22 protein-coding genes and 1 pseudogene are annotated in these 22,554 nt (G+C 68.5%); 10 read left to right on the plus strand and 13 right to left on the minus strand.

The window, feature by feature from the left end; all coding sequences use genetic code 11:
• Positions 1 to 89, plus strand: a pseudogene (locus EV657_RS18170) (IS5/IS1182 family transposase); the annotation flags it as partial.
• A 184-nt stretch (positions 90 to 273) separates the two neighbouring features.
• Here the strand turns inward: EV657_RS18170 and ptsP are convergent.
• The 4 genes from ptsP to EV657_RS18190 all read right to left on the minus strand — a co-directional run bounded on the left by ptsP (position 274) and on the right by EV657_RS18190 (position 4,965).
• On the minus strand, positions 274 to 2,517 hold the full coding sequence (ptsP, locus tag EV657_RS18175; protein ID WP_134079234.1) for a phosphoenolpyruvate--protein phosphotransferase: 2,244 nt from the start codon (positions 2,515 to 2,517) through the stop codon (positions 274 to 276).
• 11 nt (positions 2,518 to 2,528) lie between these two features.
• Positions 2,529 to 3,767, minus strand: a complete 1,239-nt coding sequence (locus EV657_RS18180; protein WP_134079236.1) for an aspartate kinase — start codon at positions 3,765 to 3,767, stop codon at positions 2,529 to 2,531.
• A gap of 68 nt (positions 3,768 to 3,835) precedes the next feature.
• Positions 3,836 to 4,501 (minus strand): SDR family oxidoreductase, encoded by a 666-nt coding sequence (locus EV657_RS18185; RefSeq protein WP_134079238.1) that lies wholly within the window; start codon positions 4,499 to 4,501, stop codon positions 3,836 to 3,838.
• A gap of 11 nt (positions 4,502 to 4,512) precedes the next feature.
• Positions 4,513 to 4,965: a DUF1178 family protein gene (locus EV657_RS18190; RefSeq protein WP_113668390.1), complete on the minus strand. Its 453-nt coding sequence runs from the start codon at positions 4,963 to 4,965 to the stop codon at positions 4,513 to 4,515.
• 129 nt (positions 4,966 to 5,094) lie between these two features.
• On the opposite strand from EV657_RS18190, the gene EV657_RS18195 reads away from it, so the two are divergent.
• The 3 genes from EV657_RS18195 (at position 5,095) to EV657_RS18205 (ending at position 7,013) form a co-directional block, all read left to right on the plus strand.
• Positions 5,095 to 5,619, plus strand: coding sequence for a glutathione peroxidase (locus EV657_RS18195; RefSeq protein ID WP_075785087.1), 525 nt, complete (start codon positions 5,095 to 5,097; stop codon positions 5,617 to 5,619).
• A 320-nt stretch (positions 5,620 to 5,939) separates the two neighbouring features.
• Positions 5,940 to 6,506, plus strand: a complete 567-nt coding sequence (gene thpR / locus EV657_RS18200) for an RNA 2',3'-cyclic phosphodiesterase (RefSeq protein WP_113668391.1) — start codon at positions 5,940 to 5,942, stop codon at positions 6,504 to 6,506.
• 21 nt (positions 6,507 to 6,527) lie between these two features.
• The gene (locus tag EV657_RS18205) at positions 6,528 to 7,013 is read left to right on the plus strand and encodes a hypothetical protein (RefSeq protein WP_113668392.1); all 486 of its coding nucleotides are present in this window, start codon (positions 6,528 to 6,530) and stop codon (positions 7,011 to 7,013) included.
• A gap of 15 nt (positions 7,014 to 7,028) precedes the next feature.
• Here the strand turns inward: EV657_RS18205 and EV657_RS18210 are convergent, their stop codons facing one another.
• Positions 7,029 to 8,009 (minus strand): threonine dehydratase, encoded by a 981-nt coding sequence (locus EV657_RS18210; RefSeq protein WP_134079239.1) that lies wholly within the window; start codon positions 8,007 to 8,009, stop codon positions 7,029 to 7,031.
• The gene (locus EV657_RS18215) at positions 8,002 to 9,318 is read right to left on the minus strand and encodes a 3-deoxy-D-manno-octulosonic acid transferase (RefSeq protein ID WP_243627631.1); all 1,317 of its coding nucleotides are present in this window, start codon (positions 9,316 to 9,318) and stop codon (positions 8,002 to 8,004) included. Before EV657_RS18215 ends, EV657_RS18210 begins: the two co-directional genes overlap by 8 nt.
• Positions 9,319 to 9,559: 241 nt before the next feature.
• Here EV657_RS18215 and EV657_RS18220 point away from each other — a divergent pair, with 241 nt between their 5' ends.
• From EV657_RS18220 to EV657_RS18230, 3 genes are all read left to right on the plus strand, one after another.
• Complete coding sequence (locus EV657_RS18220) at positions 9,560 to 10,213, plus strand: protein-L-isoaspartate O-methyltransferase family protein (RefSeq protein WP_075785091.1); 654 nt, start codon at positions 9,560 to 9,562, stop codon at positions 10,211 to 10,213.
• Positions 10,214 to 10,288: 75 nt separating this feature from the next.
• Positions 10,289 to 11,665 carry a TolC family outer membrane protein gene (locus EV657_RS18225; RefSeq protein ID WP_075785092.1) on the plus strand — a complete coding sequence of 459 codons (1,377 nt, stop codon included), beginning with the start codon at positions 10,289 to 10,291 and terminating at the stop codon, positions 11,663 to 11,665.
• 85 nt (positions 11,666 to 11,750) lie between these two features.
• Positions 11,751 to 12,323 carry a hypothetical protein gene (locus EV657_RS18230; RefSeq protein WP_134079243.1) on the plus strand — a complete coding sequence of 191 codons (573 nt, stop codon included), beginning with the start codon at positions 11,751 to 11,753 and terminating at the stop codon, positions 12,321 to 12,323.
• Between the two features lie 110 nt (positions 12,324 to 12,433).
• Here EV657_RS18230 and EV657_RS18235 read toward each other — a convergent pair whose 3' ends face one another.
• Entirely contained in the window at positions 12,434 to 12,754 is a 321-nt protein-coding gene (locus EV657_RS18235; protein WP_075785094.1) for a DUF6280 family protein, read from the minus strand.
• Between the two features lie 215 nt (positions 12,755 to 12,969).
• On the opposite strand from EV657_RS18235, the gene efp reads away from it, so the two are divergent.
• Entirely contained in the window at positions 12,970 to 13,533 is a 564-nt protein-coding gene (efp, locus tag EV657_RS18240; RefSeq protein WP_075785095.1) for an elongation factor P, read from the plus strand.
• A 12-nt stretch (positions 13,534 to 13,545) separates the two neighbouring features.
• Here efp and EV657_RS18245 read toward each other — a convergent pair whose 3' ends face one another.
• From EV657_RS18245 to EV657_RS18260, 4 genes are read right to left on the minus strand one after another with little or no spacing between them, the layout of a single operon-like run.
• Positions 13,546 to 14,346 carry a fructosamine kinase family protein gene (locus tag EV657_RS18245; RefSeq protein WP_134079247.1) on the minus strand — a complete coding sequence of 267 codons (801 nt, stop codon included), beginning with the start codon at positions 14,344 to 14,346 and terminating at the stop codon, positions 13,546 to 13,548.
• Complete coding sequence (ygfZ, locus tag EV657_RS18250) at positions 14,339 to 15,097, minus strand: CAF17-like 4Fe-4S cluster assembly/insertion protein YgfZ (RefSeq protein ID WP_134079249.1); 759 nt, start codon at positions 15,095 to 15,097, stop codon at positions 14,339 to 14,341. Before ygfZ ends, EV657_RS18245 begins: the two co-directional genes overlap by 8 nt.
• Before the next feature lie 38 nt (positions 15,098 to 15,135).
• Complete coding sequence (locus tag EV657_RS18255) at positions 15,136 to 16,878, minus strand: ABC transporter ATP-binding protein (protein ID WP_134079251.1); 1,743 nt, start codon at positions 16,876 to 16,878, stop codon at positions 15,136 to 15,138.
• Between the two features lies 1 nt (position 16,879).
• Positions 16,880 to 17,560, minus strand: a complete 681-nt coding sequence (locus tag EV657_RS18260; protein WP_113668400.1) for a tyrosine-protein phosphatase — start codon at positions 17,558 to 17,560, stop codon at positions 16,880 to 16,882.
• 119 nt (positions 17,561 to 17,679) lie between these two features.
• On the opposite strand from EV657_RS18260, the gene EV657_RS18265 reads away from it, so the two are divergent.
• Positions 17,680 to 18,879, plus strand: coding sequence for a pyridoxal-phosphate-dependent aminotransferase family protein (locus EV657_RS18265; protein WP_134079253.1), 1,200 nt, complete (start codon positions 17,680 to 17,682; stop codon positions 18,877 to 18,879).
• Positions 18,880 to 18,884: 5 nt separating this feature from the next.
• On the opposite strand, the gene EV657_RS18270 is transcribed toward EV657_RS18265, so the two are convergent.
• Both EV657_RS18270 and EV657_RS18275 read right to left on the minus strand, forming a co-directional pair.
• The gene (locus EV657_RS18270) at positions 18,885 to 19,829 is read right to left on the minus strand and encodes an endonuclease/exonuclease/phosphatase family protein (protein ID WP_134079255.1); all 945 of its coding nucleotides are present in this window, start codon (positions 19,827 to 19,829) and stop codon (positions 18,885 to 18,887) included.
• 65 nt (positions 19,830 to 19,894) lie between these two features.
• On the minus strand, positions 19,895 to 21,676 hold the full coding sequence (locus tag EV657_RS18275) for an SLC13 family permease (protein ID WP_134079257.1): 1,782 nt from the start codon (positions 21,674 to 21,676) through the stop codon (positions 19,895 to 19,897).
• A gap of 136 nt (positions 21,677 to 21,812) precedes the next feature.
• Between EV657_RS18275 and EV657_RS18280 the strand changes: the two genes are divergently transcribed.
• Positions 21,813 to 22,553 carry a YebC/PmpR family DNA-binding transcriptional regulator gene (locus tag EV657_RS18280; RefSeq protein ID WP_075785103.1) on the plus strand — a complete coding sequence of 247 codons (741 nt, stop codon included), beginning with the start codon at positions 21,813 to 21,815 and terminating at the stop codon, positions 22,551 to 22,553.
• Position 22,554 lies beyond the last annotated feature (1 nt).

The following is a 22,554-nucleotide window of genomic DNA, read 5'->3' on the forward strand; positions in this document are numbered from 1 at the left end:
CGACCCGCTACGACAAGACCGCTGAGAGCTTCCTCGGCTTCATTGACATCACGTCGATCCGTCTCTGGGTCCGCCATTTGTCAACATGACCTAGATCCCGCCCTCGACCCCGGGGCGGAGCCCGACCCGGCCGCCGTCGATTGCGTGAATGCGTCCCATGCGCGGCGCCCGATCCCGGCCGCCAGACCCGCGCGTTTCGTCCATGGCCGCCGCCCCGGCGGGGGCCGGTCGGCGCGGGGCCAGGGCGCACTGCGATGTCTGGCGCGGTCCGGATCAGTCGCGGCGTCTCAGCCAGTCCATGATCGCGGGGCGGACCGATTGCGCGCCGCTGGCGCGCGCCGTGTCGATCACCGCGCGGGCCTCGGCCAGATTGCTGCGCCTCAGCATATGCTTGACCGGCCCGATCGAGGCCGGGCGCATCGACAGCGACCGCAGCCCGATGGCAGCGAAACACAGCGCCTCGACCGGCCGGCCCGCATCCTCGCCGCAGAAAGACAGCGGCGTGCCGGTATCCTCGCAACGCTTGACGATCTGTTCGAGGAAGCTCAGGAAGCTCACATTCAGCGTATCATACCGCCGCCGCACCCGCTCGTTCTCGCGGTCGGCGGCGAAGAAGAACTGTTTCAGGTCGTTGCCGCCGATCGAGATGAAGTCGGCCTCTTCGTAGAATTGCCGGGGCGAGAACGCCATCGAGGGCGTTTCCAGCATCGCGCCGATCTCGACCTTTTCGGGCAGCGGGCGGCCCAGCCGCCCCTCGCGGTCGATCTCGCACATCAGATGGTCGCGCGCGATGCGGAATTCGTCGAGCTGGGCCACGAAAGGGAACATCACCGACAGCGGCCGCCCGTTCGCGGCCCGGATCAGCGCCTGCAGCTGCATGCGCAGCACCCCGGGCCGGTCGAGCCCCACCCGGATCGCGCGCCAGCCAAGCGCGGGGTTCGGCTCGTCCTGCGGCTTCATGTAGGACAGCACCTTGTCCGACCCGATATCGAGGGTGCGGAACACCACGCGCCTGCCCTCGGCCGCATCCATCACCCGGGCATAAAGCGCCGCGACCTCGCTGCGCTTCGGCACCTTCGAGCGGACCAGAAACTGCAACTCGGTGCGGAACAGGCCCACGCCCTCGGCGCCCGAGCTTTCCAGCGAGGGCAGGTCGGCCATCAGGCCCGCATTCATGTGCAGCGCGATCCGCTGGCCGCACAGCGTCAGCGCCGGTTCCTTTCGGATCGTGGCATAGCGCTGCTGTGCCTTCGCCTGCATTGCGATCTTGTCGTTGAAGGCGGTCGCGACGGTTTCCTCGGGCCGCAGATGCACGATGCCCTGTTCGCCATCGACGAGGATCGGGTCGCCGTTCAGCGCCTCGGTGGTGATCCGCTGGGCATTGACGATCAGCGGGATCGCCAGCGCCCGTGCGACCACGGCGGCATGGCTGCCGACGGAGCCTTCCTCCAGCACCACGCCGCGCAGCGACCGGCCGTAATCCAGAAGCTCGCCCGGCCCGATGTTCCGCGCGATCAGGATCGGATCGGCGGGACGTTCGGCGCCGGTATGTTCGCCTTGGCCGGTGAGAATGCGCAACAGCCGGTTCGACAGGTCGTCGAGATCGTGCAGACGCTCGCGCAGATAGGGGTCGGGCACGGTCTGCATCCGCGCGCGCGCGGCCGACTGTTCCTTCTCGACCGCCGCCTCGGCCGAGAGGCCGCGCGCGATGTCCTCTTCCATCCGCCGCTTCCAGCCGCGGGAATTGGCGAACATCCGGTAGGCTTCCAGCACCTGCAACTGGTCCTTGTCGCCGCTGGGCGCCGAGTTGAGCATTTCGTCGACGGTGACGCGCAGCCGATCCACGGCCTCGTGCAGACGCCGCATCTCGGTCTCGAAATCGTCGGCGATGGGGTTGGTGATGACGACGCGCGGCTCGTGCAGCCACACATGGCCGACCGCCACGCCCTCCTGACCGACCGTGCCCTGGAACATCACCGGGCGTTGGTGCAGCGCCGCCAGCGCCTCGCCCTCGCCGACGAAGGCGCCAAGCTCGGTCATCTCGGCCAGCACCATGGCCACGACTTCCAGCGCATAGAGTTCGTCGTCGGAATATTGCCGGGCTTCCTTCGACTGCACCACCAGCACGCCCAATCGTTCGCCCAGCCGCTGGATCGGCACGCCGAGGAAGGCCGAGAAGATCTCCTCGCCGGTCTCGGGCATGTAACGGAAGCCGCGTTCCTGGGGCGCGTTGCCGGTATTGATCGGGCGGGCGGTCTTGGCGACGCGGCCGACCAGACCTTCGCCCACGCGCAGCCGGGTCTGGTGCACCGACTCGGGCTTAAGCCCCTCGGTGGCGCAAAGTTCCAGCGTGTCGGCATCGCGAAACAGGTAGATCGAGCACACATGCGTGCCCATCTGTCCGGCGATCAGCGCCGTGATCCGGTCGAGCCGTTCCTGGCCCGCTGCCGGCTCGGCAAGGGCCTCGCGCAGGCGAACAAGCAGCCTACGGCTTGCACTCTCAGTCGGGTCGGGCATCTGCCCCCGCGTCAGGCTGCGTTTTCCAATCCGAACGCATCATGGAGGGCTTGCACGGCAAGTTCCATATATTTCCGGTCGATCAGGACGGAAATCTTGATCTCGGAAGTTGTAATGACCCGGATGTTTATTCCTTCGGCGGCGAGCGCATCGAACATTGTCGAGGCGACGCCCGCATGGCTGCGCATCCCGATGCCCACGACCGAAACCTTGGCCACGTCGGTATCGGCAACCAGCTCGCGGAAATTGACCTCGCCCGCGTCCTTGGTCTTGTTCATGGCCTCGCGGGCACGCGCGACCTGATTGACCGGACAGGAGAAGGTCATGTCGGTGCGCCCCTCTTCCGAAATGTTCTGCACGATCATGTCGACATTGACGCCCGCCTTGGCCAGCGGCCCGAAGATCGCGGCGGCGATGCCGGGGCGGTCGGCCACCGAGATCAGGGTCATCTTGGCCTCGTCGCGCGAATAGGCGACGCCGGAAACCACGTTCTGTTCCACAATATCCTCCTCGTCGCAGACGAGCGTGCCCGAGTTTTCGTCGGTGTCCTCGAAACTGGAAAGCACCCGCAATTTCACCTTGTAGCGCATCGCCAGCTCGACCGAGCGGGTCTGCAGCACCTTGGCGCCGAGGCTCGCGAGTTCCAGCATCTCTTCGAAGGCGATACGGTCGAGCTTGCGCGCCTTGTCCTCGATCCGCGGGTCGGTGGTGTAGACCCCGTCGACATCGGTATAGATGTCGCAGCGCACCGCGTCGAAGGCGGCGGCAAAGGCCACGGCCGTGGTGTCCGACCCGCCCCGGCCCAGCGTGGTGATGCGGCCCTCGGAGCTGATGCCCTGAAAGCCCGCGACCACCGCGACCTTCATGCCCTCGGCGAATTTCTGGTCGATATTGGCGCGCGGAATGGCCTCGATTCGCGCCGCCGAATGGGCCGAGCTGGTCTTCAGCGGCACCTGCCAGCCCTGCCAGCTGCGCGCGGGCACGTCCATTTCCTGCAGCGTCAGCGCCATCAGCCCGGCGGTCACGTTCTCGCCGGAACTCACGACGGCATCGTATTCGCGTGCGTCGAACAGCGGCGAGGTCTGTTCGACCCAGCCCACCAGCTCGTTCGTCTTGCCGGACATGGCCGAGACCACGACGATCACGTCATAGCCCCGCTCGACCTCGCGCTTGACCTTCTCGGCGGCATTCCTGACCCGCGCGAGATCGGCCACCGAGGTGCCCCCGAATTTCATCACCAGAACCGGCATCGTCGCCCGTCTCGTCCCTGCGCTTTCGTTCCGCGATGCTCTATGGGAAGGCGCGCCGGAGGGCAAGATCAATAGGGATGGGGGCGCCCGTCCCAGGTCTCGAAACAGCCGGTCGTCTCGAGGCTCAGCGCCTCGAACCGGGCGGCCAGCCCCTCTGCCGCTTGATCGGCCGAGATATCGCCGCCTTCGCCGCCCATGTCGGTGCGCACCCATCCGGGATGGTAGATGCCGACGGCGATGCCGCGCGGTTTCAGGTCGGTGGCGAGGTTGCGCCCGAGATTGAGCGCGGCCGCCTTCGAGGCGCGATAGATATAGGACCCGCCGGGCGCACGTTCGTCCGAGGCCATCTGCGACGAGATGATGGCGATCCGCGGCCGGTCCGACCGGTTCAGCAGGGGCAGCATCGCCTGCACGGTCAGGAAGACGCCGGTCACGTTGGTGGCAAACATCTGCGCCCACATCTCGGGCGGATACCCGTCGTCCGGCGTCTGGTTGCGGTCGAGAAAGGCGCCCGCGTTGCAGACCAGAAGGTCGAGCGCGGCGTCGCCCAGGCTTTCGGCCAACCCGCGCTGCGCCTTGGGGTCGGTCACATCGAGCGGCATCCAGCGCGCGCCCTCGACCCGGGGCGGAGCGTCGGTCCGGGCGGTGCCGATGGGCGCGAGGCCGCGCCCGGCATAGAGTTGCAGCAATCCGAGGCCGATGCCCCGGTTCGCGCCGGTGATCAGAGGGGTCATGGCGGGGTCCTTCAATTGGTCTTGCGGCTGGGCAGGAAGGGCAGGGGCGCGACCGGGATTCCGTCCTCGATCAGCCGCAGTGCCTCGTCGGCGCGGGCTTCGCCATGGATCGGGCGTGCGGGGCTGAGGCCGGCATGCATGTCGCGCGCCTCCTGCACGAAGCGAAGCCCGACATAGTCGGACTTTTCCTCGATGCGTTTGCGCAGATCCGCCAGGGCCTGTTCGGCCGGGTGTGCCGGGGCCGAAAGCGTCGGCGCCGATTGCGTCCGTTCGGGCGGGGCGGGATCGGCCCCGGGCCGGTCGGTCGCGACGTTCGGCGCCATCAATGCCTTCGAGACGGTGCCATTGCCGCAGACCGCACAGGTCACATGGCCGCCGGACAGCAGCGTGTCGAAGGCCGAGGCCGACTGGAACCAGCTTTCGAAGCGGTGCCCGTCGGCACAGGTAAGCGCGTAGCGGATCATTCGAAAATCCTGTTGGCAGGACAGGGCGATACTTATGCGCCCGGGTCGGGATTGCAACTCCGCGCTTGACCCGAGGGCGCGACGGAATAGGTGCAGTTTCGCACGAATACAGCACATGGATGATCCCCGATGCGCCCTGCCATACTTCCGGTTGTCGCAGCTGTTCTCCTGTGCGCCGGTCCGGGCGCGGCAGACGGCTTTCGGTTCGCCTCGATCGACGGCGGCGAGATCGACCTTTCGGCCTTTCATGGCCAGCCGGTGCTGGTGGTCAACACCGCCTCGCAATGCGGCTTCACCCCGCAATATGACGGGTTGCAGGCGCTTCAGGACCGGTACGGCCCGCGCGGGCTGGTGGTGCTGGCGGTCCCGTCCGACGACTTCAACCAGGAACTGGCCGACGAGGCCGCGGTCAAGGAGTTCTGCGAGGTCAATTTCGGGCTGACCCTGCCGATGACCGAGATCACCCATGTGAAGGGCCCCGAGGCGCATCCCTTCTACCGCTGGATGGCAGAGGCGCATGGGTTCACCCCCGGCTGGAATTTCAACAAGGTGCTGCTGGACGGCGAGGGCAGCCCGGTCGCGACCTATGGCGCGTTCACGACGCCGAAATCGGCCAAGCTGACCGCGCGGATCGAAAGCCTTTTGCCGGAATAGGATCGAAACGGTGGGCGACCGCCGCAATGGCTGTCATGAAACCGTCAGAAATCGAGGTGCGGCGCAGAAAGCGATGCGCCCGGTCCCCGATTGGGTCTTCCGGCAGGCCGACTTTGCAGAGCGTTTTAGATCGATTTTAAATACGGGTTCATGATTTCGTCGGTTATCGGGAAGAAATTCCGTTTCGACCTGTAACGCATGACCCAGAAAGGTAAATCGTAATAGGCGCAAGCAAGATTGGAAACACGCACGGGTTGAAACGCGGCGCGTCGGCGGCCATCTTTCGCGAGTGCCGACCTGGTCGTTGCCGGAGCCTTCGCATGATCCGCGCCTTTGCCGCCATCGCCTTGCCGCCAGAGATCCGCGAAAGCCTCGTGCGGCTTCAGGCCGGGCTGCCTTCGGGGCGCCCGGCGCCGCCGGAAAACCTGCATCTCACCCTTGTTTTTCTGGGCGAGCTGCCCGAGCCGGTTCTTGAGGACGTGCATCTGGCCTTTGCCGCGATCCGGGCCGATCGGTTCGATCTTACGCTTTCGGGGCTGGGGCTCTTCGGCGGGGCGCGGCCCAGAAATCTGCATGCCTGTCTGCTCGAAAACGCGGCGCTTTGCCATTTGCAGGCGCGGCTGGAAACGGCCGCGCGGCGCGCGGGCGCGTCGCCGGAACGGCGGCGTTTTTCCCCGCATGTCACGCTGGCCACGCTGCGCCCTGGGCAGGGCGATCCGGGGCGGCTGGAACGGGCCGTGATTGCAGGTTCGGACTTTCGGGCCGGGCCCTTTCCTGTCGAGTCTTTCGGACTTTATCGGTCCGAGCTGGGGCGAAATGGGGCGGTTCACACAGAATTGGCCCAATATGCGTTATTCTCTTCGCAGCTTGCATTTCCTGGGCCATAATACCGTAAAAAGGGAGGAGACATGTTCTGGACCGTTCACCCCGGGCACGGGCTCGGGTCATTGTCCTTTGGGATGACCCCCGAAGACGTGAAAGCGCAGCCGGGCCTTGGCAGGCCCGGGCATGTCTATCGCGGCAGCCGCGGCCGGGTGATGGAATATCGTGGCCTTGCCGTGCCGATTTGCGAATACGGCCCCGGAGGGCTGAATTGCATCATCGCCGGACGCAAGGTGGCGGGGGTGCGGTTTCAGGGCACGAACATCTTCGACACCGACCCCGAGGCCATCGTGCGGCTGCTGGAAAGCCGGCTGGGCCCCGCCCAGCTTTGCCAGGAACAGCTCTGCTTTCCCAAGGCGGGCCTGCTGCTGGGCGGGTTCTTCGACGCCCATGACAAGTGCTTCTTCCGCCCCGACGCCGAATATCACGACGAACGCAGCGTGACGATCTACATGCCCGGCGCCTGCGGCCTCTCCTGCGAGACCGAGCACGAGCTGGTGAGTTTTCTCTAGCGCGCGGGCCACGGCTCAGGGCTGGGGGACGCCGCCCCCCAGCACCTCGGCGAACCAGGCGCTGTCGATATTGCCGCCGCAAAGGATCACGCCGACCCGGCGCCCCGCCATCATCTCGCGTTCCTGCATCAGCGCGGCCAGAGGGGCCGCACCCGCGCCCTCGGCCACGTTATGGGTCGCCCGGAAGTAAAGCCGGATCGCCGCGGCAATCTCTTCGTCCGAGACCGAGACGATGCGCTCGGCGCCCGCCGAATAGATCGCGAAGGCCTCGGCCACCGGCACCCGCACCGCCAGCCCGTCGGCGAAGGTGTGCGCGGTGGGCGTCTCGACCAGATCGCTCGCGGCCATCGAGCGCAATACGCAATCGGCATTTTCCGAGACCACGCCGACGATCCGGGTCGACAGCCCCAGCGCGTCGCGCGCCGCGATGGTGCCGCAGATGCCCGACCCGCAGCCGATCGGCACATAGACGGTGTGCAGGTCGGGCTGGGCGGTGAAAAGCTCCAGCGCATAGGTCGCGACGCCGCGCACCAGCTCGCGGTGGAAGGGCGGCACCGGGACCAGCCCCTCGGTTTCGGCGACGCGGAAGGCTTCTTCGCGGGCAGTGTCGAAATCGGCGCCGAAGATCCGCAGATCTGCGCCGAAGGCCCGCATCGCGGCGTTCTTCTCGACCGAATTGCCCTCGGGCACGTAGATCCGCGCGGTCATGTCGGCGGCGCGGGCGGCCAGCGCCTGACCCTGACCGTGATTGCCGCGGGTCGCGGTGACGATGCCGGGGCAGTCGGGTTGCGTGCGGGCCAGCCAGTCGATGAAGGTGAGCGCGCCGCGCAGCTTGAAGGCGCCGGTGGGGGTGTGGTTCTCGTGCTTGACCCAGACCTCGGCGCCTGTCGCCTCGGCCAGCAGCGGCCAGGGGTACTGCGGCGTGGGCGGCATCCGCGCATGGACGAGCCGGGCGGCCTCTTCCAGATCGTCGAGCGAAAAGAGCGGGTCAGCCATGGCAGGGGTCCTTTGCATCGGGGGCGGTCAGCAGGCGGTCGAGCGCATCGACCAGCGTGTCGGGGCCGGGGGCCTCGGCCCTCAGCGCCGCGATCGTGCGTTGGGCAAGGGCGGCGCGGCGGCTCTGTTCGGGGCCGTCGAGCGCGGCCAGCGCGGCGGCCAGATCCTCGGCCCCGGTGACGGGGATCGCGGCGCCCGCGCGGTCGAGCTTGGCATAGGTGTCGGCGAAATTCGCGACATGGGGGCCGTGCAGGATCGCCGAGCCCCCGGCCGCGGGCTCGAAGGGGGTATGACCGCCCTTCGGCACCAGCGATCCGCCGACGAAGCTGGTCCCGGCCAGCGCGACCCAAAGCGCCATCTCGCCCATCGTGTCGGCCAGCAGCACCGGCCGGGCCGGGCCGGGGGTTTCGCCTTTCGAGCGTGTGGCATGGTCGAGCCCGGCCCGGGCGATCAACGCGGCGATCTCGGGCGCGCGGCGCGGATGGCGCGGGGCCAGGATCAGGCGGGCGCCGGGATCGGCGCGGTACCGTGCGGCGAAGGCGGCCAGCACGGGGGCCTCTTCGCCCTCATGGGTCGAGGCCGCCAGCACCGTCCTGTCGCGGGGCAGACACGGCGCAAGCCGGGCCAGCTCGTCCGGATCGGGGGCCGGGGCGGGGGCGAAGGCCTTGAGGTCGATCACCGGGCCGATCCGGTTGCCGGGCAGGCCAAGTGCCGCGAAGCGGTCGCGCGACCCGGCATCCTGCGCCGACAGAAAGCGGATCGCCCCGGTCAGCCGCCGCGCAAGCCCCGGCAACCGGCCCCAGCGCGCGGCGCTGCGCGCCGAAAGCCGCGCGCCCGCCACCAGCACCGGGCGGCCCTGCCGGGCCATCTCGCACAGCCGGTTCGGCCAAAGCTCGCTTTCGATCAGGATCAGCGCGCGCGGCTGCCAGCGCGCCGCGAAACGCCGCAATGTCCAAACATAGTCATAGGGCGCCAGCCGCACCGCGACCCGGGGCAGGTTCCAGCCCGCGACCAGCGCGCGCCCGGTCAGGGTGTTGCAGGTCACCACCAGCATCAGATCGGGCCGGCGCACCAGCAGCCGCTCGATCAGCGGCCGTGCCGAGGCCAGCTCGCCGTTCGAGGCGCCATGCAGCCAGACCGTCGGCGCGCGCGGCTCCAGCGCCCCGCGCGGTCCCGCCAGCCCGAGCCGCTCGCGCGCCCGGGCGCCCTCGCGCAGCAGCCGCAGGGCAAGCCCCGGGGCCGCGAGGGTCAGAACCAGCCGGTAGCCCAGAAGGGCGACGGACGGGGCGGGGCGGACGAGGGGCGGCACGCGGCCTCCGGTGAGGTCAGTTGGGCGCCTGGGATGGCCGCCACTGGGACAGCCACCGGGGCGGTTCGGATCGGTGCGCAAAGGGTTACGTGCCCGGTGCCGGACTGGCAAGGCACAGCGCCCTGCGGCCTGTTTCCCTCTTGCCATACCTTCCCGACCGTGGGGTGTCAGGCCATTGCCGCGCGCAGACTTCTGTGGCATCACCGGATCTGGAAGATTTCGAACTGGAGAGTTCAGCCGCATGGCCGATTACGCTGCCCGCCGCGAAGCGATGGTCGATACTCAGGTCCGCCCCGCGGACGTCACCCGTCTGCCGATCATCGAGGCGATGCTGGCCGTGCCCCGCGAGGCCTTCGTGCCCGCCCGCCTGAGCGAGGCCGCCTATATCGGCGAGAACCTTCCTCTGGCCCATGACCGTGTGCTGCTCGACCCGCGCACCTTCGCCAAGATGCTTGAGGCGGCCGATCTGGGGCCGGGCGATCTGGTGCTCGATCTGGGCGCCGGGCTGGGCTATTCGGCGGCGGTGATGGCGCGGATGGCCGATGCCGTGGTGGCGCTGGAGGAAGACGGCACCATGGCCCGCGAGGCCGAGGCGACCCTGGCCGAGCTGGGTGTCGACAATGTCGCGATCGAGGTCGGCCCGCTGACCGAGGGCGCGCCCAAGCATGGCCCCTATGACGTGATCGTGGTCGAAGGGGCCATCGAGACGCTTCCCCAGGCCATCGCCGATCAGCTGAAGGAGGGCGGCCGCGTCGTCGCGGTCTTCATGGAAGGCGCCCTGGGCGTCGTGCGCATCGGCTGGAAGGTCGAAGGCGCGCTGAGCTGGCGGTTTCTGTTCAATGCAAGCGCCCCGGTGATGCCGGGGTTTGCCCGCGCGACGGAATTCCAGTTCTGACACGTGGGAGACATAAAAGAGCCGCATCGAAGAAGGGCGGCCTGACAAAGGCAAAAAGCCAAACGAGGCACGGATATGAGCAGTTTCCTTCGATATTTCGCCGGCACGGCTCTGTCGGCCACGCTGTCGCTCTGGGCGTCCGGGGCGGCCCAGGCCGAGACCCTGACCGACGCCCTGATCGCGGCCTACAAGAATTCGCATCTGCTTGACCAGAACCGGGCGCTCTTGCGCGCGGCGGACGAGGATGTGGCTCAGTCGCTGGCGCTGCTGCGTCCAGTGATCGCCTTCGCGATGTCGGGGGCCTATACCGACCCGGCCTCGGCGGCCAACGGGGGGCAGAATACCAGCGCCTCGGCCGAACTGACGGCGACGCTGACCGTGTTCGACGGCGGGCAGAACCGGCTGGCGCTCGATGCCACCAAGGAAACCGTGCTGGCCACGCGCTCGGCGCTGATCGGGATCGAGCAGGACGTTCTGCTCTCGGCGGTTCAGGCCTATATGGACGTGTTCGCGGCCCTGCAGAATGTCAGCCTTGCCGAAAACAACACGCGGCTGATCTCGGAAGAGCTGCGCGCCACCGAGGACCGGTTCGAGGTCGGCGAAGTCACCCGCACCGATGTGTCGCTGGCGCAATCGGCGCTGGCCGAGGCGCGGTCGAACCTGGTCGCGGCCCAGGGCGCGCTGGCGACGGCGCGCGAATCCTACAAGCTGGCGGTGGGCCATTATCCGGACACGCTCAGCGGCATCCCGAACCTGCCCAGCGTGCCCACCTCGCCCGAGGCCGCACGTGCGGTGGCCGTGCAGACCCATCCCGACATCATCCAGGCCCAGCACAACGTCACCGTGGCCGAGCTGAACCTCGCGCGTGCCAGGGCCGCCCAGGGTCCCAGCGTGACCGCCTCGGTCGGCTATCAGCGCGACGACAATTCCGACGAAGGCGTGACCGGTCAGATCCAGCTGTCGCAGACCCTCTATGCGGGTGGCAGGCTTTATGCAGCCGAGCGTCAGGCGGTGGCCAATGTGCAGGCGAACCGCGCCGGACTTCTGCAGACCGTGCGGCTGGTCGAACTCGACGTGGGCAATGCCTGGTCGGGTCTGGCCGTGGCGCGGGCCCAGCTTGGCGCCAGCGACCAGCGGATCGAGGCGGCGCAGCTGGCCTTCGACGGGACCAAGGAAGAGGCCCGGCTGGGGGCTCGCACCACGCTGGACGTGCTGGACGCCGAACAGGATCTGCTCGACGCCCGCACCGCACGGGTGCAGGCCGAGGCAGACCAGTACACGGCCGTCTACAGCGTGCTGTCCTCGATGGGCCTGCTGACCGCCAAGCATCTGGGGCTTGGCATTCCGACCTACGATCCGAATGCCTATTACAACGCGGTCAGTTCGGCTCCGCCGAAGAGCCTTCAGGGCGGCAAGCTCGACCGCGTTCTGCAAAGCATCGGCCGCAACTGACGCGCCTGCCGGTTGTGTCCGGGGGGCGAAGGGTCTAGGCTTTCGCCCCGTAAGGTTAACCGTCTTTCCGGTACGGAGCCGTTCCATGGCCGAAACGCGCAGCATCGTCGATCCCGCCGGTCTTCGGCCGACAGCAATGGCGCAGGAGCCGTCGCGCCCCCGTCTGGGGCGTCTGGTGCTGACCCCCAATCTGCGCGTGCGGGCCGAACCCGAGACCGCCGGATCGGCACGCCCGGTTCCGGTCCTGCTGCGCGGGCCGCTGGCCTGCGAGACGGCGCCCGATGTGGACCCGGGCGCCGCGCGCAAGCGCGCTGCTGCCGTGGCCGATCTCGCCGAGGCCAACCGGCGCGAGGCGGCTTCGCTGGAACGCCGCATCGCCGAGCTTGAGGCGGCAATGGCGGGGGCCGAGGCCGATTGGGAAGATCCCGAGACCGACGATGTCTGGCTTGATGCCGGATGGGCCCGGCGCGGCCCCGTGCCGGGCGTGGCGGGGCAATCCGAGGGGGCTCTGGCCGATGCGGTCGCGGTCCGGGCACTGGTCGCCGAGGTCGTCCGGCAGGAACTGCGCGGGGCGCTGGGCGAGGGCATCAGCCGCAATCTGCGCAAGATGGTGCGCCGCGAAATCGCCCGCGCTTTGGCCGAACGCGATCTCGACTAGGCTGTCGCAATCCCGCGCGCGTCGTGGGCGGCGGCGCCTGTCACCGGTTCCAACAAACGAAAAACGCGCCCTTTTGGGCGCGCGTTTCGGTGTAAGCCAGCATCGGAGGGTCAGGCGGCTTCGGCCTGCTCCTGGCTGTGACGGCGTTCGCTTTCTTCGCGCGACAAGGCAACAGAGGTCCGCACGCCGCGCGACACGAATTCCATGAGACCGCGAACGACCCGTTCATTCGGATCGATCCCGGCGCAGGACAGGACTTCGCGACCGTCGCGAGACCGCGCCCAGCGCGCGATCTGTTCGGGGCCGTTGCCATATTTCTTGTCGTCCGCGATTGCGTCGTCCAACGCGGCGAGCACCACAGCAGCGAACAATTTCCGGGCACGATGCCCCTGTTCGTGATTGAACGCCGTGCCATCAACGAAATCGACCATCTCGTCGTCCTTTTATTCTTGCTCTTGCATTTCGGGCGTGCGGCCGAATATGACGCTTTTGCTGCGATTCGGTATTCTCCATTTGGCAGACCTGCCATGCACTCAGCGCATGGCCCGCGCGCAAAAGAGACCGGATCTAGTCGCCTTGCCAGCTCGACACCGACAAGATATAGGTGCCGCCGAATGGCGATCAACCTTCTCTTAAGAGTTCCCGCATGGCCAAGATCAACGGCAACGAAATCCGTCCCGGTTACATTCTGGACCATGACGGCGGGCTGTGGGCCGCGGTGAAGGTCGATCATGTCAAGCCCGGCAAGGGCGGCGCCTTCGCCCAGGTCGAGCTGCGCAACCTGCGCACCGGCACCAAGCTGAACGAACGCTTCCGCAGCGCCGACAAGGTCGACCGGGTCGAGCTGGAGCGCAAGGACCAGCAGTTTCTCTACGAGGCCGAGGGCATGCTGGTGGTGATGGATACCGACAGCTATGAACAGACCGAGCTGCCCGCCGATCTTCTGGGCGACCGCCGTCCGTTCCTGCAGGACGGCATGACCGTGGTCGTCGAGTATTACGAGGCCGAGGCGCTGAACGCCACGCTGCCGCCCAAGGTCACCTGCCGCATCGCCGAGACAGAGCCGGTGGTGAACGGCCAGACCGCGGCGAAGAGCTTCAAGCCGGCAGTGCTGGAAAACGGGGTGCGGGTGATGGTCCCGCCCTTCGTGGGGCCGGGCGAAGAGATCATCGTCAACACCGAAACCATGGAATATTCCGCCCGGGCCTGACGGTCCAGGCGCTCAGGTGCCAAGCGCGGTCAGGCAGCGGTCGACCAGACTGCGATAGCCGCCGCCGAACAGCCGCAGATGCACCAGCGCGGGCCAAAGCTGATAGGCCGCCCGCCGCATGGGCCAGCCCGGTGCAGGGGCGCCGTAGCGCGCGCGGAAGGCCGGGTCCGGCGTTCCGAAGAGTTCCAGCATCGCCAGATCGACCTCGGCATCGCCATGATAGCAGGCGGGGTCGATCAGCGCGGCGCCGTCTGCGGTGAACAGCACGTTGCCAGACCACAGATCGCCATGCAGCAGCGAGGCCGCTGGCCGCCTTGGGATCAGATCGCCAAGTCGCAGGGCCAGCGCCTCGACCCGGCGGGCGATGTCGGCGGGCAGTGCCTCGGGCCAGGCCAGAAGCCGCCGCTCGGCCCAGAAGCCCGGCCAGTCGCCTGAGGCGCCGTTGGGGATCGCGGCCGGGCCGAAGGCATAGTCTTCGGGCCAGCCATAGGCCGCGCCCGCCGTCGCATGCAGCCGGGCAAGCCCGTCGCCCAGTGCCGCCCAGCCGTCGGGCATGGCGCGGGTTTCGGCCAGGTATTCCAGGATCAGCAGACCCTCGGTCACCGCGATCACCTGCGGCGCGGGCGCTCCGGCCGCGGCAATGGCCCTCAGCATCCGGGCTTCGGTCGCGACCCGGAGGCCGGTCTTGGCGACAACCTGGCGGCCGTCGCTCAGGGCGACCCGGACCACTTCGGACAGATCGCCGCCCTGCAGCGGCGTGACCCGGGCGACGGGGGCGCCCAGCAGCGCCTCGAGCGCCGCGCGGTCAGCCATCCGGCCAAAGCACCGTGGCCGTTCCCGCCGTCATCCGGGGCGCCACCCGGTCGAAGCGCAGATGCGCGATCGCCAGATCGCCCGCGCAGGTGAAGAGCGTACCGGCCTCCTTGCCATTCGCCTCGATCGGCGTGCCGGGCGGGGCCGTGCCCTCGATGCCGACGGTCGCGAGCCCCTTGCGCAGTTCGGTCTTGTGCTTCATCCGCGCGGTGACCTCCTGGCCCACATAGCAGCCCTTGCGGAAATCGACGCCATGCAGCCGTTCGAATCCGGCCTCGAGGATGTAGCTGTCGTCGGGGATCAACTCGATCCCGGTCTCGGGGATGCACTGCGCGACCCGGATCGCGTCCCAGTCGATGACGGGCGCCGTGCCGGGCGTTTCGGAATAGGCGCGCCAGCCAAGCACCTCGTGGCGCGGATCGGGCAGGGCGCCGTCGGGGGCGGGGCCAAGCCCGCGCAGCACGTTCAGCCCCGAAGGCGCGATCTGCACATCCGAGCGCAGCTTGTAAATCGTCAGGCGCCGCGCCAGCGCCTCGGCGACCGACGTGCTGACATCCAGCAGGATCGCCCCGTCGCGTTCGGTCAGCAGGAAATCCGCCAGATACTTGCCCTGGGGGCTGAGCATCGCGGCATAGACAAGCCGCCCCTCCAGCGCCGAGACGTCGTTCGTGACAAGCCCCTGCAGGAACTTCGCGCGATCCGCGCCGGTGACCTTCAGAACCGTCCTGTCCGCTGCCTGCTCGCCCGTCATGGTCCGCCTCCCGATATGCCGTTTCCGGCCCGAAGGTGTCAGGACTCGGCGGCGAATTGCAAGCGGTAGAGCCCCGCATAAAGCCCGCCCTGCGCCAGCAAGTCCTCGTGACGCCCCTCTTCGCGCACCTGACCGGCCTCCATGACCACGATCCGGGCCGCGTCGCGAACGGTGGCCAGGCGGTGGGCGATCACCAGCGTGGTACGGCCCTTGGCCAGATGGCTCAGCGCCTCCTGCACCGCGCGTTCGGAATGCGCGTCCAGCGCCGAGGTGGCCTCGTCCATCAGCAGGATCGGCGCGTCGCGCAGAAGTGCGCGGGCGATGGCCACGCGCTGGCGCTGGCCGCCCGACAGGTTCGAGCCGCGCGGCCCGGCCGGGCTGTCGAGCCCGGCGGGCAGGCCGGGCAGGAATTCGTCGATATGGGCCGCCTCGATCACCTCGCGCAGAGCCGCCTCGGGGATATCGCGGCCAAGGCAGATATTGTCGCGCAGGCTGTCGTCGAACATCGGCGCGTCCTGGGTGACGACCGAGAAAAGATCGCGCAGCTCGGTCAGCGCCAGATCGGCGACCTCGACCCCGCCCACGGTGACACGGCCCGATTGCGGCTCGACCAGACGGGTCAGCAGGTTGAAGACGGTCGACTTGCCCGCGCCCGAAGGCCCGACCAGCGCGGTCGTATCGCCTGCCTTTGCGGTCAGGCTCAGCCCGCGCAGCACCGGCGCCTCGCCATAGGACAGATGCACGTTCTCCAGCACGACATCGCAGGTCGCGGCCGGGGCGGGCAGGGATTTCGGCCGGGCGGGGGGCAGGATGGTGGCGCGTTCGGAAAAGACCGCGTGGATACGTTCCAGGCTGGCCAGCGCCGCCTGCCAGGCGCCCGAGACATTGCCCAGCCGCCGCAGCGGTTCGAAGACCAGCGCGATGGCGGTAAAGAATGCCATGAAATCGCCGACGGTCTTGCCGCCGTCGATGATCTGCAGCCCGCCGAAGACCAGAACGGCGGCAAAGCCGACCCCGCCCACCAGATCGACGAGCGCGGGCATCCCGGCCTGACCGGCCTGGGCGCGCAGCTGCACGTCGATGAAGCGCGAGACGGTGGCGCCGAAGCGGCCCTTCTCGCGGCGTTCCATGCGGTTGAGCTTGATCGTGACGATGCCATGGAACATCTCGTCCAGTCGTCCGGCGATCCGCGCGGCCTCTTCGCGCGCGCTGCGGGCGGTGCGCCGGATCCAGCGTTGCAGCATCATCAGCGGCACCACCAGCAGCGGCACGCCCGCCATGGTGATGGCGGTCCAGACCCAGTCGATGGACAGCGCCACCGCCAGCAGCGAAATCAGCGAGACCAGATCCCGGCCCGCCGCCGTCAGCACCGTGTTCCAGACATTGGCCGCGGCGGTGGTATCGCCGCGCACCCGTTCTATCAGCCCGCCCGGCGGGTTTCGCTGGAAATAGGACCCGTCGAGGTCCAGCAGGTGATCGACCATGTCCTTTTGCAGATCGCCGGTGATCGCCAGCCCGGCGCGGGCCATCAGTACCCGCTGGCCGAAGCCGCTGAGCGCGCGGGCCAGGAAGATCGCCAGTACCGCGCCCGCGACGACCGGGATCGCGCCCCGCTCTCCGGCGACGAAGATCCGGTCGAACATCGGCTTGAAGCTGTAGCTGAGCAGCCCGAGCGAGGCGCCCTCGACCGTCATCAGTGCCAGTGCGATGCCGATGGTGGCCGAATGGCGGCGCAGATAGCCGCGCCAGAGCCAGCCGAAGATCTGTGCGCCGCCCGCCATGCTAGCGCCGCTCCGCCCGGAAGGCGGACTCGATGGCGGCGGGATCGTAGCGGGTGGCGATCCAGTCGCGCAGCGTCATCGGGGTCTTGGCGCAATCCGCCTCGAACCGGTCGAGCACCACGTCGAGAACCCCGGCCTTCGAGCGGCGCGAATGCAGGTAGCGCCAGGACAGCATGGTTCGCGCCCTGGCGACGGGGGCGCCCTCGGCATGGATGAGATACAGCGCCGAGGCAAAGCCCGCCCGGTCCGAGCCCGACTTGCAATGCATCACCATCGGCCGTTCGGCCCGGTCAAAGAGATCCAGCAGCGCCAGCAGGTTTTCGCGCGGGACCAGCCGCCGGGCCTTCAGCGTCACGGTTTCAAGCCGCAGCCCCAGTGCGGCGCAGGCCTCTTCCTCCAGCAGGCGGTGCGAGTCCTGACGCGGCCCGCGCAGCGAGATCACCGTGCGGATGCCCATCTCGCGATAGCGCCGGAGCCGAGCGGCCGAAGGGTGGTTCGACCGCCAGACGCCGGGCGCGATCTGTTCGAGATTGGTCCAGAGGATCCGCAGGAAGGCATGGTCCATCAGGTGGAAATGCAAAAGCGCCACCCGCCGCGCGCCGGGCACCGTCAGGTCGGTGCCGTGGCGCCGGGTCATCCGGCGTTCGAACGCCTCGAAACGGGTTTTCAGAAGGTCGAACATCTGGGGCCTTGGCGCGGAAACACGAGGCCGCGAGATAGCCCGAAACCCCGCCCCTGACAAGCAATTGACGGGTTCCCGGGGGAGGCATAACAGAACTTGGGTCAAGTGCGGAGTCCCCCATGAGCCTCAGATACGGCCGCCCCTACCTCGCCATTCCCGGCCCGTCCGTCATTCCCGACCGGGTGCTGCAGGCGATGCACCAGCCCGCCCCCAACATCTATGGCGGCCCGCTGGTCGATCTTGTCGAAAGCGTCGTGCGCGATCTCAAGGCGGTGGCGCGGACCCGGCACAAGGTCGCGATCTACATCGCCAACGGCCATGGCGGCTGGGAGGCGTCGCTGGCGAACGTGCTGGCGCGGGGCGACCGGGTGCTGGTGCTGGCGACCGGGCGGTTCGGCCATGGCTGGGCCGAGGCGGCACAGGCGATGGGCGCCGAGGTCGAGATCCTCGATTTCGGCAATCGCGCGACGGTCGATCTGGGCCGGGTCGAAGACCGGCTTCGGGCCGACAAGGACCATGCGATCCGCGCCGTTCTGGTCAGCCATGTGGACACCGCCACCAGCGTCCGGAACGACGTCGCGGGGGTGCGCGCGACGCTCGATGCCGCCGGGCATCCGGCGCTTCTGATGGCCGACTGCATCGCCTCGCTGGCCTGCGACCGGTTCGAGATGGACGCCTGGGGCGTCGATGTGATGGTTGCCGCCTGCCAGAAGGGGCTGATGGTGCCGCCGGGCCTGGCCTTCGTCTTCCTCGGGCCGAAGGCCGAAGAGGCACGGGCGCGGGCCGATCTGGCCACGCCCTACTGGGACTGGACGCCGCGCGCCAACCCGCAGGAATTCTATCAGTATTTCGGCGGCACCGCGCCGACCCATCACCTGTACGGCCTGCGCGCCGCGCTTGACATGCTGGTGCATGAGGAGGGGCTCGAGGCGGCCTGGGACCGCCATGCCCAACTGGCCCGCGCGATCTGGTCCGCGATCGAGACCTGGGGGCAGGGCAGGCCGATCGCGCTGAACATGACCGACCCGGCCTTGCGCAGCCATGCCGTGACCTCGGTCCGGATCGATCCGCCCCATGGCACGGCGCTGCGCGAGTGGCTGAGCGAGACCGCGGGCGTGACCCTTGGCATCGGTCTTGGCATGGCCGCGCCCGGCGATCCGGCCTGGCACGGGTTTTTCCGGATCGGCCATATGGGCCATGTGAACGCGCATATGATCCTTGGTGCGCTCGGCACGATGGAGGCCGGGTTCAAGGCGCTGGGCGTCGCCCATGGCGCGGGCGCGCTCGAGGCGGCGGCAGGCGTGATCGCTGGACGCTGAGCCGCTCAGGGCAGGGCGATCTCGGCGATAAGCCCGCGATGGTTGGACCCGAGATCGGCGCCGAAGGGACTGAGGCGGACGAGCCGCGCGCCGCCGCCGACCAGAACCTGATCGACGGGCACTCCGAACCGGCCGGCGCCCACGGGCCAGGTCGCGACCGGCAGGCGCGCGGTCGCCATGCCGGTTTCGGCACTGATCTGCGACAGGGTCCGGCTCCAGGGCGCGGCGTTGAAATCGCCGATGGCGACCGCCGGGTCGGGCAGCCAGCCAAGCTGGGCGGTCAGCCGCCCCAGCTCGGTTTCGGCCAGGCCCGACATCCAGGGTTTCAGAAGCTGGAGCCCGGCCAGAAACACCCGTTTGCCGCTGGCGGTCTCGATCTCGGCCACCGCATAGCGGCCGGGCCAGACCGGGTTCAGCGCCATCGCCCAGAACCGCCTGGGACGGGTGCGCGCCGCCAGCACGATCTGGCACGCCCCGGGGCTGCAGGGCGAGACGAAGCCGTAGTGCTTCTGCAACAGCGTCAGACCCGCCGCGACCGCCTCGGCCTCGGCGAAGAGGACGATATCGGGGTTCGTGTCGATCACCGCGCGGATGATGGTTTCGGCGGGGATGCGATTGCCCGAATAGGCGTTGAAGAAGAGGATGCGCAGATCGGGGGCGCGGTCGGGCAGCGCGGGCAGGCTCTGGCGCAGGTGCAGCGCCCCGAGCCCGGCCAGCGCAGCCAGCGCGGCGAGGGCCAGGCCCGGGCCGAGACGGCGCAAGCCCAAGGCCGCCGCCCCGAGCGACAGGCCCAGCGCGCCGCCCAGAAGCCAGGGGGCGAGCGAGTCGAGGATGCGGGCCAGCGGCCCGGCCGCGCTGCCGCCCGGCACGAAGCGCGCGCCCGCCCCGGCCAGAAGGGCCAGGCTTGCCGCCATTGCCAGCGCCCCGGCCGCCTGAGGTTTCCAGATCACCGCCCGTCTCCCGCCGCCCTCTTTCCGACTGGCCGAGTGCGGGTCCGGCGTCAAGCCGGCGCCGCTCAGAACGGCCAGACCAGCAGGATCATCGGCACCGAGACCGCGATCACGATGATCTCGAGCGGCAGGCCCATCCGCCAGTAATCGCCGAAGCGATAGCCGCCGGGGCCGAGGATCAGCGTGTTGTTCTTGTGGCCGATGGGGGTGAGGAAGGCGCAGGAGGCCGCCACCGCCACCGCCATCAGGAACGGATCGGGGCTGACCCCCAGCGCCTGGGCCATCTGGATGCCGACCGGGGCCGCGACCACCGCGGTTGCGGTATTGTTCAGCACATCCGACAGGCACATGGTCGCCACCATCAGCGCGGTCAGGATCACCCAGGGCGGCATGTCGCCGGTCAGCCCGACCAGCATTTCCGCGATCAGCCGGGTGCCGCCGCTTTCCTCCAGCGCCACGCCAAGCGGGATCATCGAACCGAGCAGCACCACCACCGGCCATTCGACATGGGAATAGACCTCGGTGATGGGGATGATCCGGGCCGCGACATAGCCCACGACGACCAGGCCTATGGCGATGGTCAGATCGACCAGCCCGACGCTTGCCGCCGCCACCGCCGCCGCGAAAAGCCCGATGGCGACCCAGGTCTTGCGGGTATCGGTCACTGCCAGCCCGCGATCGGCCAGCGCCAGACAGCCCAGCCAGTCGACCACGTCCTGCGCCACGTCCTGCGGCGTCAGCAGCAGCAGGATGTCGCCGGGCCGGACCCTGGTCTTGCGGATCTGCTGGCGGATCGGACGGCCCTGCCGCGAGATCCCCAGCAGATCCGTGCGCCGCCGCCAGGCCAGCCCGACCAGCTGGGCGGACCGCCCGGCAATGCGCGCCTGTTCGGGCACCACGACCTCGACCACGGTCAGCCCCGCGCCCTCGGCCTTCAGCCGTTCCTCGTTGGCGCCCTCGGCGAAATCGAGCGAGAGTGCCGCGCGAAACTCGTCCAGCGCCTCGGGGCTGGCCTCGATCACCAGCGAGTCGCCTGCCGCCAGCGCGGTGCCGCGCTGCAGCCCGTAAAGCCGCTTGCCGCCCCGGACCAGTCCCAGAAGCGCCACGTCGTTGGCCTCGGCCTCGGGGTCGAGATCGGCCAGCCGCTGGCCGATCAGCTTCGAGCCTTCGGGTACCGTCAGCTCGGCGATATAGGAGGAATAGTCCGACATCGGGTCGGCCGAGGCGTCAAGCCCCGCGCTTTTCGGGATCAGCCGCCAGCCGACCAGCGCGACGAAGGCAATCCCCGCCAGCGCCGCGACGCCCCCCACCGGGGCGAAGTCGAACATGCGGAAGGATTGCCCGGTCGCGTCCTGGCGAAAGGCCGCGATGATGATGTTGGGCGGTGTGCCGATCAGCGTGACCATGCCGCCCAGGATGGTGGCGAAGGACAGCGGCATCAGGCTCAGCCCCGGCGCGCGGCCCGCCTTGCGCGCGGTCTGGATGTCGACCGGCATCAGCAGCGCCAGTGCGGCCACGTTGTTCATGAAGGCCGACAGCAGTCCGCCGATGCCGCCCATGATCGCGATATGGGCGCCAAGTCCGCGCGCGCTGTTCACCAGCGTCCGGGTGATCAGATAGACCGCGCCCGAGCGCACCAGCCCGGCCGAGACCACCAGGACCAGCGCCACCACCAGCGTCGCGGGATGGCCGAACCCCTCGAAGGCGCGGTCGGGTTTCACCACGCCCAGCAGCACGGCCGCCATCAGCGCCGCGAAGGCCACCAGATCGTAGCGCCACCGGCCCCAGATCAGGGCGACGAAGACGGTGGCAAAAAGCGCAAACAGTATCGACTGGTCCTGGGTCACGAACGGGTCTCCCGGCTGTCCGGCGCCCGGGCGCCGGAGGGTTTCGCCCGGCTCAACGTCCCGAGCAGGCTTGCAGGTCCGCGTCTGCCTGACATATAGAGAGCCCCGTCGAATTCAGAAAGCCAAGTGGGGTTCCATGGCAGGCCATTCCAAATGGGCGAACATCCAGCACCGCAAGGGGCGGCAGGATGCGGCGCGCTCCAAGCTGTTCTCGAAGTTCAGCAAGGAGATCACCGTTGCCGCCAAGATGGGCGACCCGGACCCTGACAAGAACCCGCGCCTGCGCCTGGCGATCAAGGAAGCCAAGGCGCAGTCCATGCCCAAGGACAATATCGAGCGCGCCATCAAGAAGGCGATCGGCGGCGAGGGCGACAATTACGAGGAAATCCGCTACGAGGGCTACGGCCCGGGCGGGGTTGCGGTGATCGTCGAGGCGATGACCGACAACCGCAACCGGACCGCGTCGAACGTGCGCTCGACCTTCACCAAATATGGCGGCAACCTCGGCGAGACCGGGTCCGTTGCCTTCATGTTCGAGCGGATGGGCGAGATCGTCTATCCGGCCTCGGCGGGCGATGCCGACACGGTGATGATGGCCGCCATCGAGGCGGGTGCGCAGGATGTGGAAAGCTCGGACGACGAGCATGTGATCTACACCGCCGATACCGACCTGAACGAGGTCGCCACCAAGATGGAAGCCGAGCTGGGCGAAAGTCAGTCCACCAAGCTGATCTGGAAGCCCGGCAATACCACCGAGATGGATCTCGAGGGCATGCAGAAGCTGATGAAGCTGATCGACGCGCTCGAGGATGACGACGACGTCCAGCACGTCACCACCAATTTCTCGGCCAGCGACGAGGTGCTGGAACAGCTCTGAG

Source organism: Rhodovulum visakhapatnamense (genome assembly GCF_004365965.1).
Lineage (GTDB): Bacteria > Pseudomonadota > Alphaproteobacteria > Rhodobacterales > Rhodobacteraceae > Rhodovulum > Rhodovulum visakhapatnamense.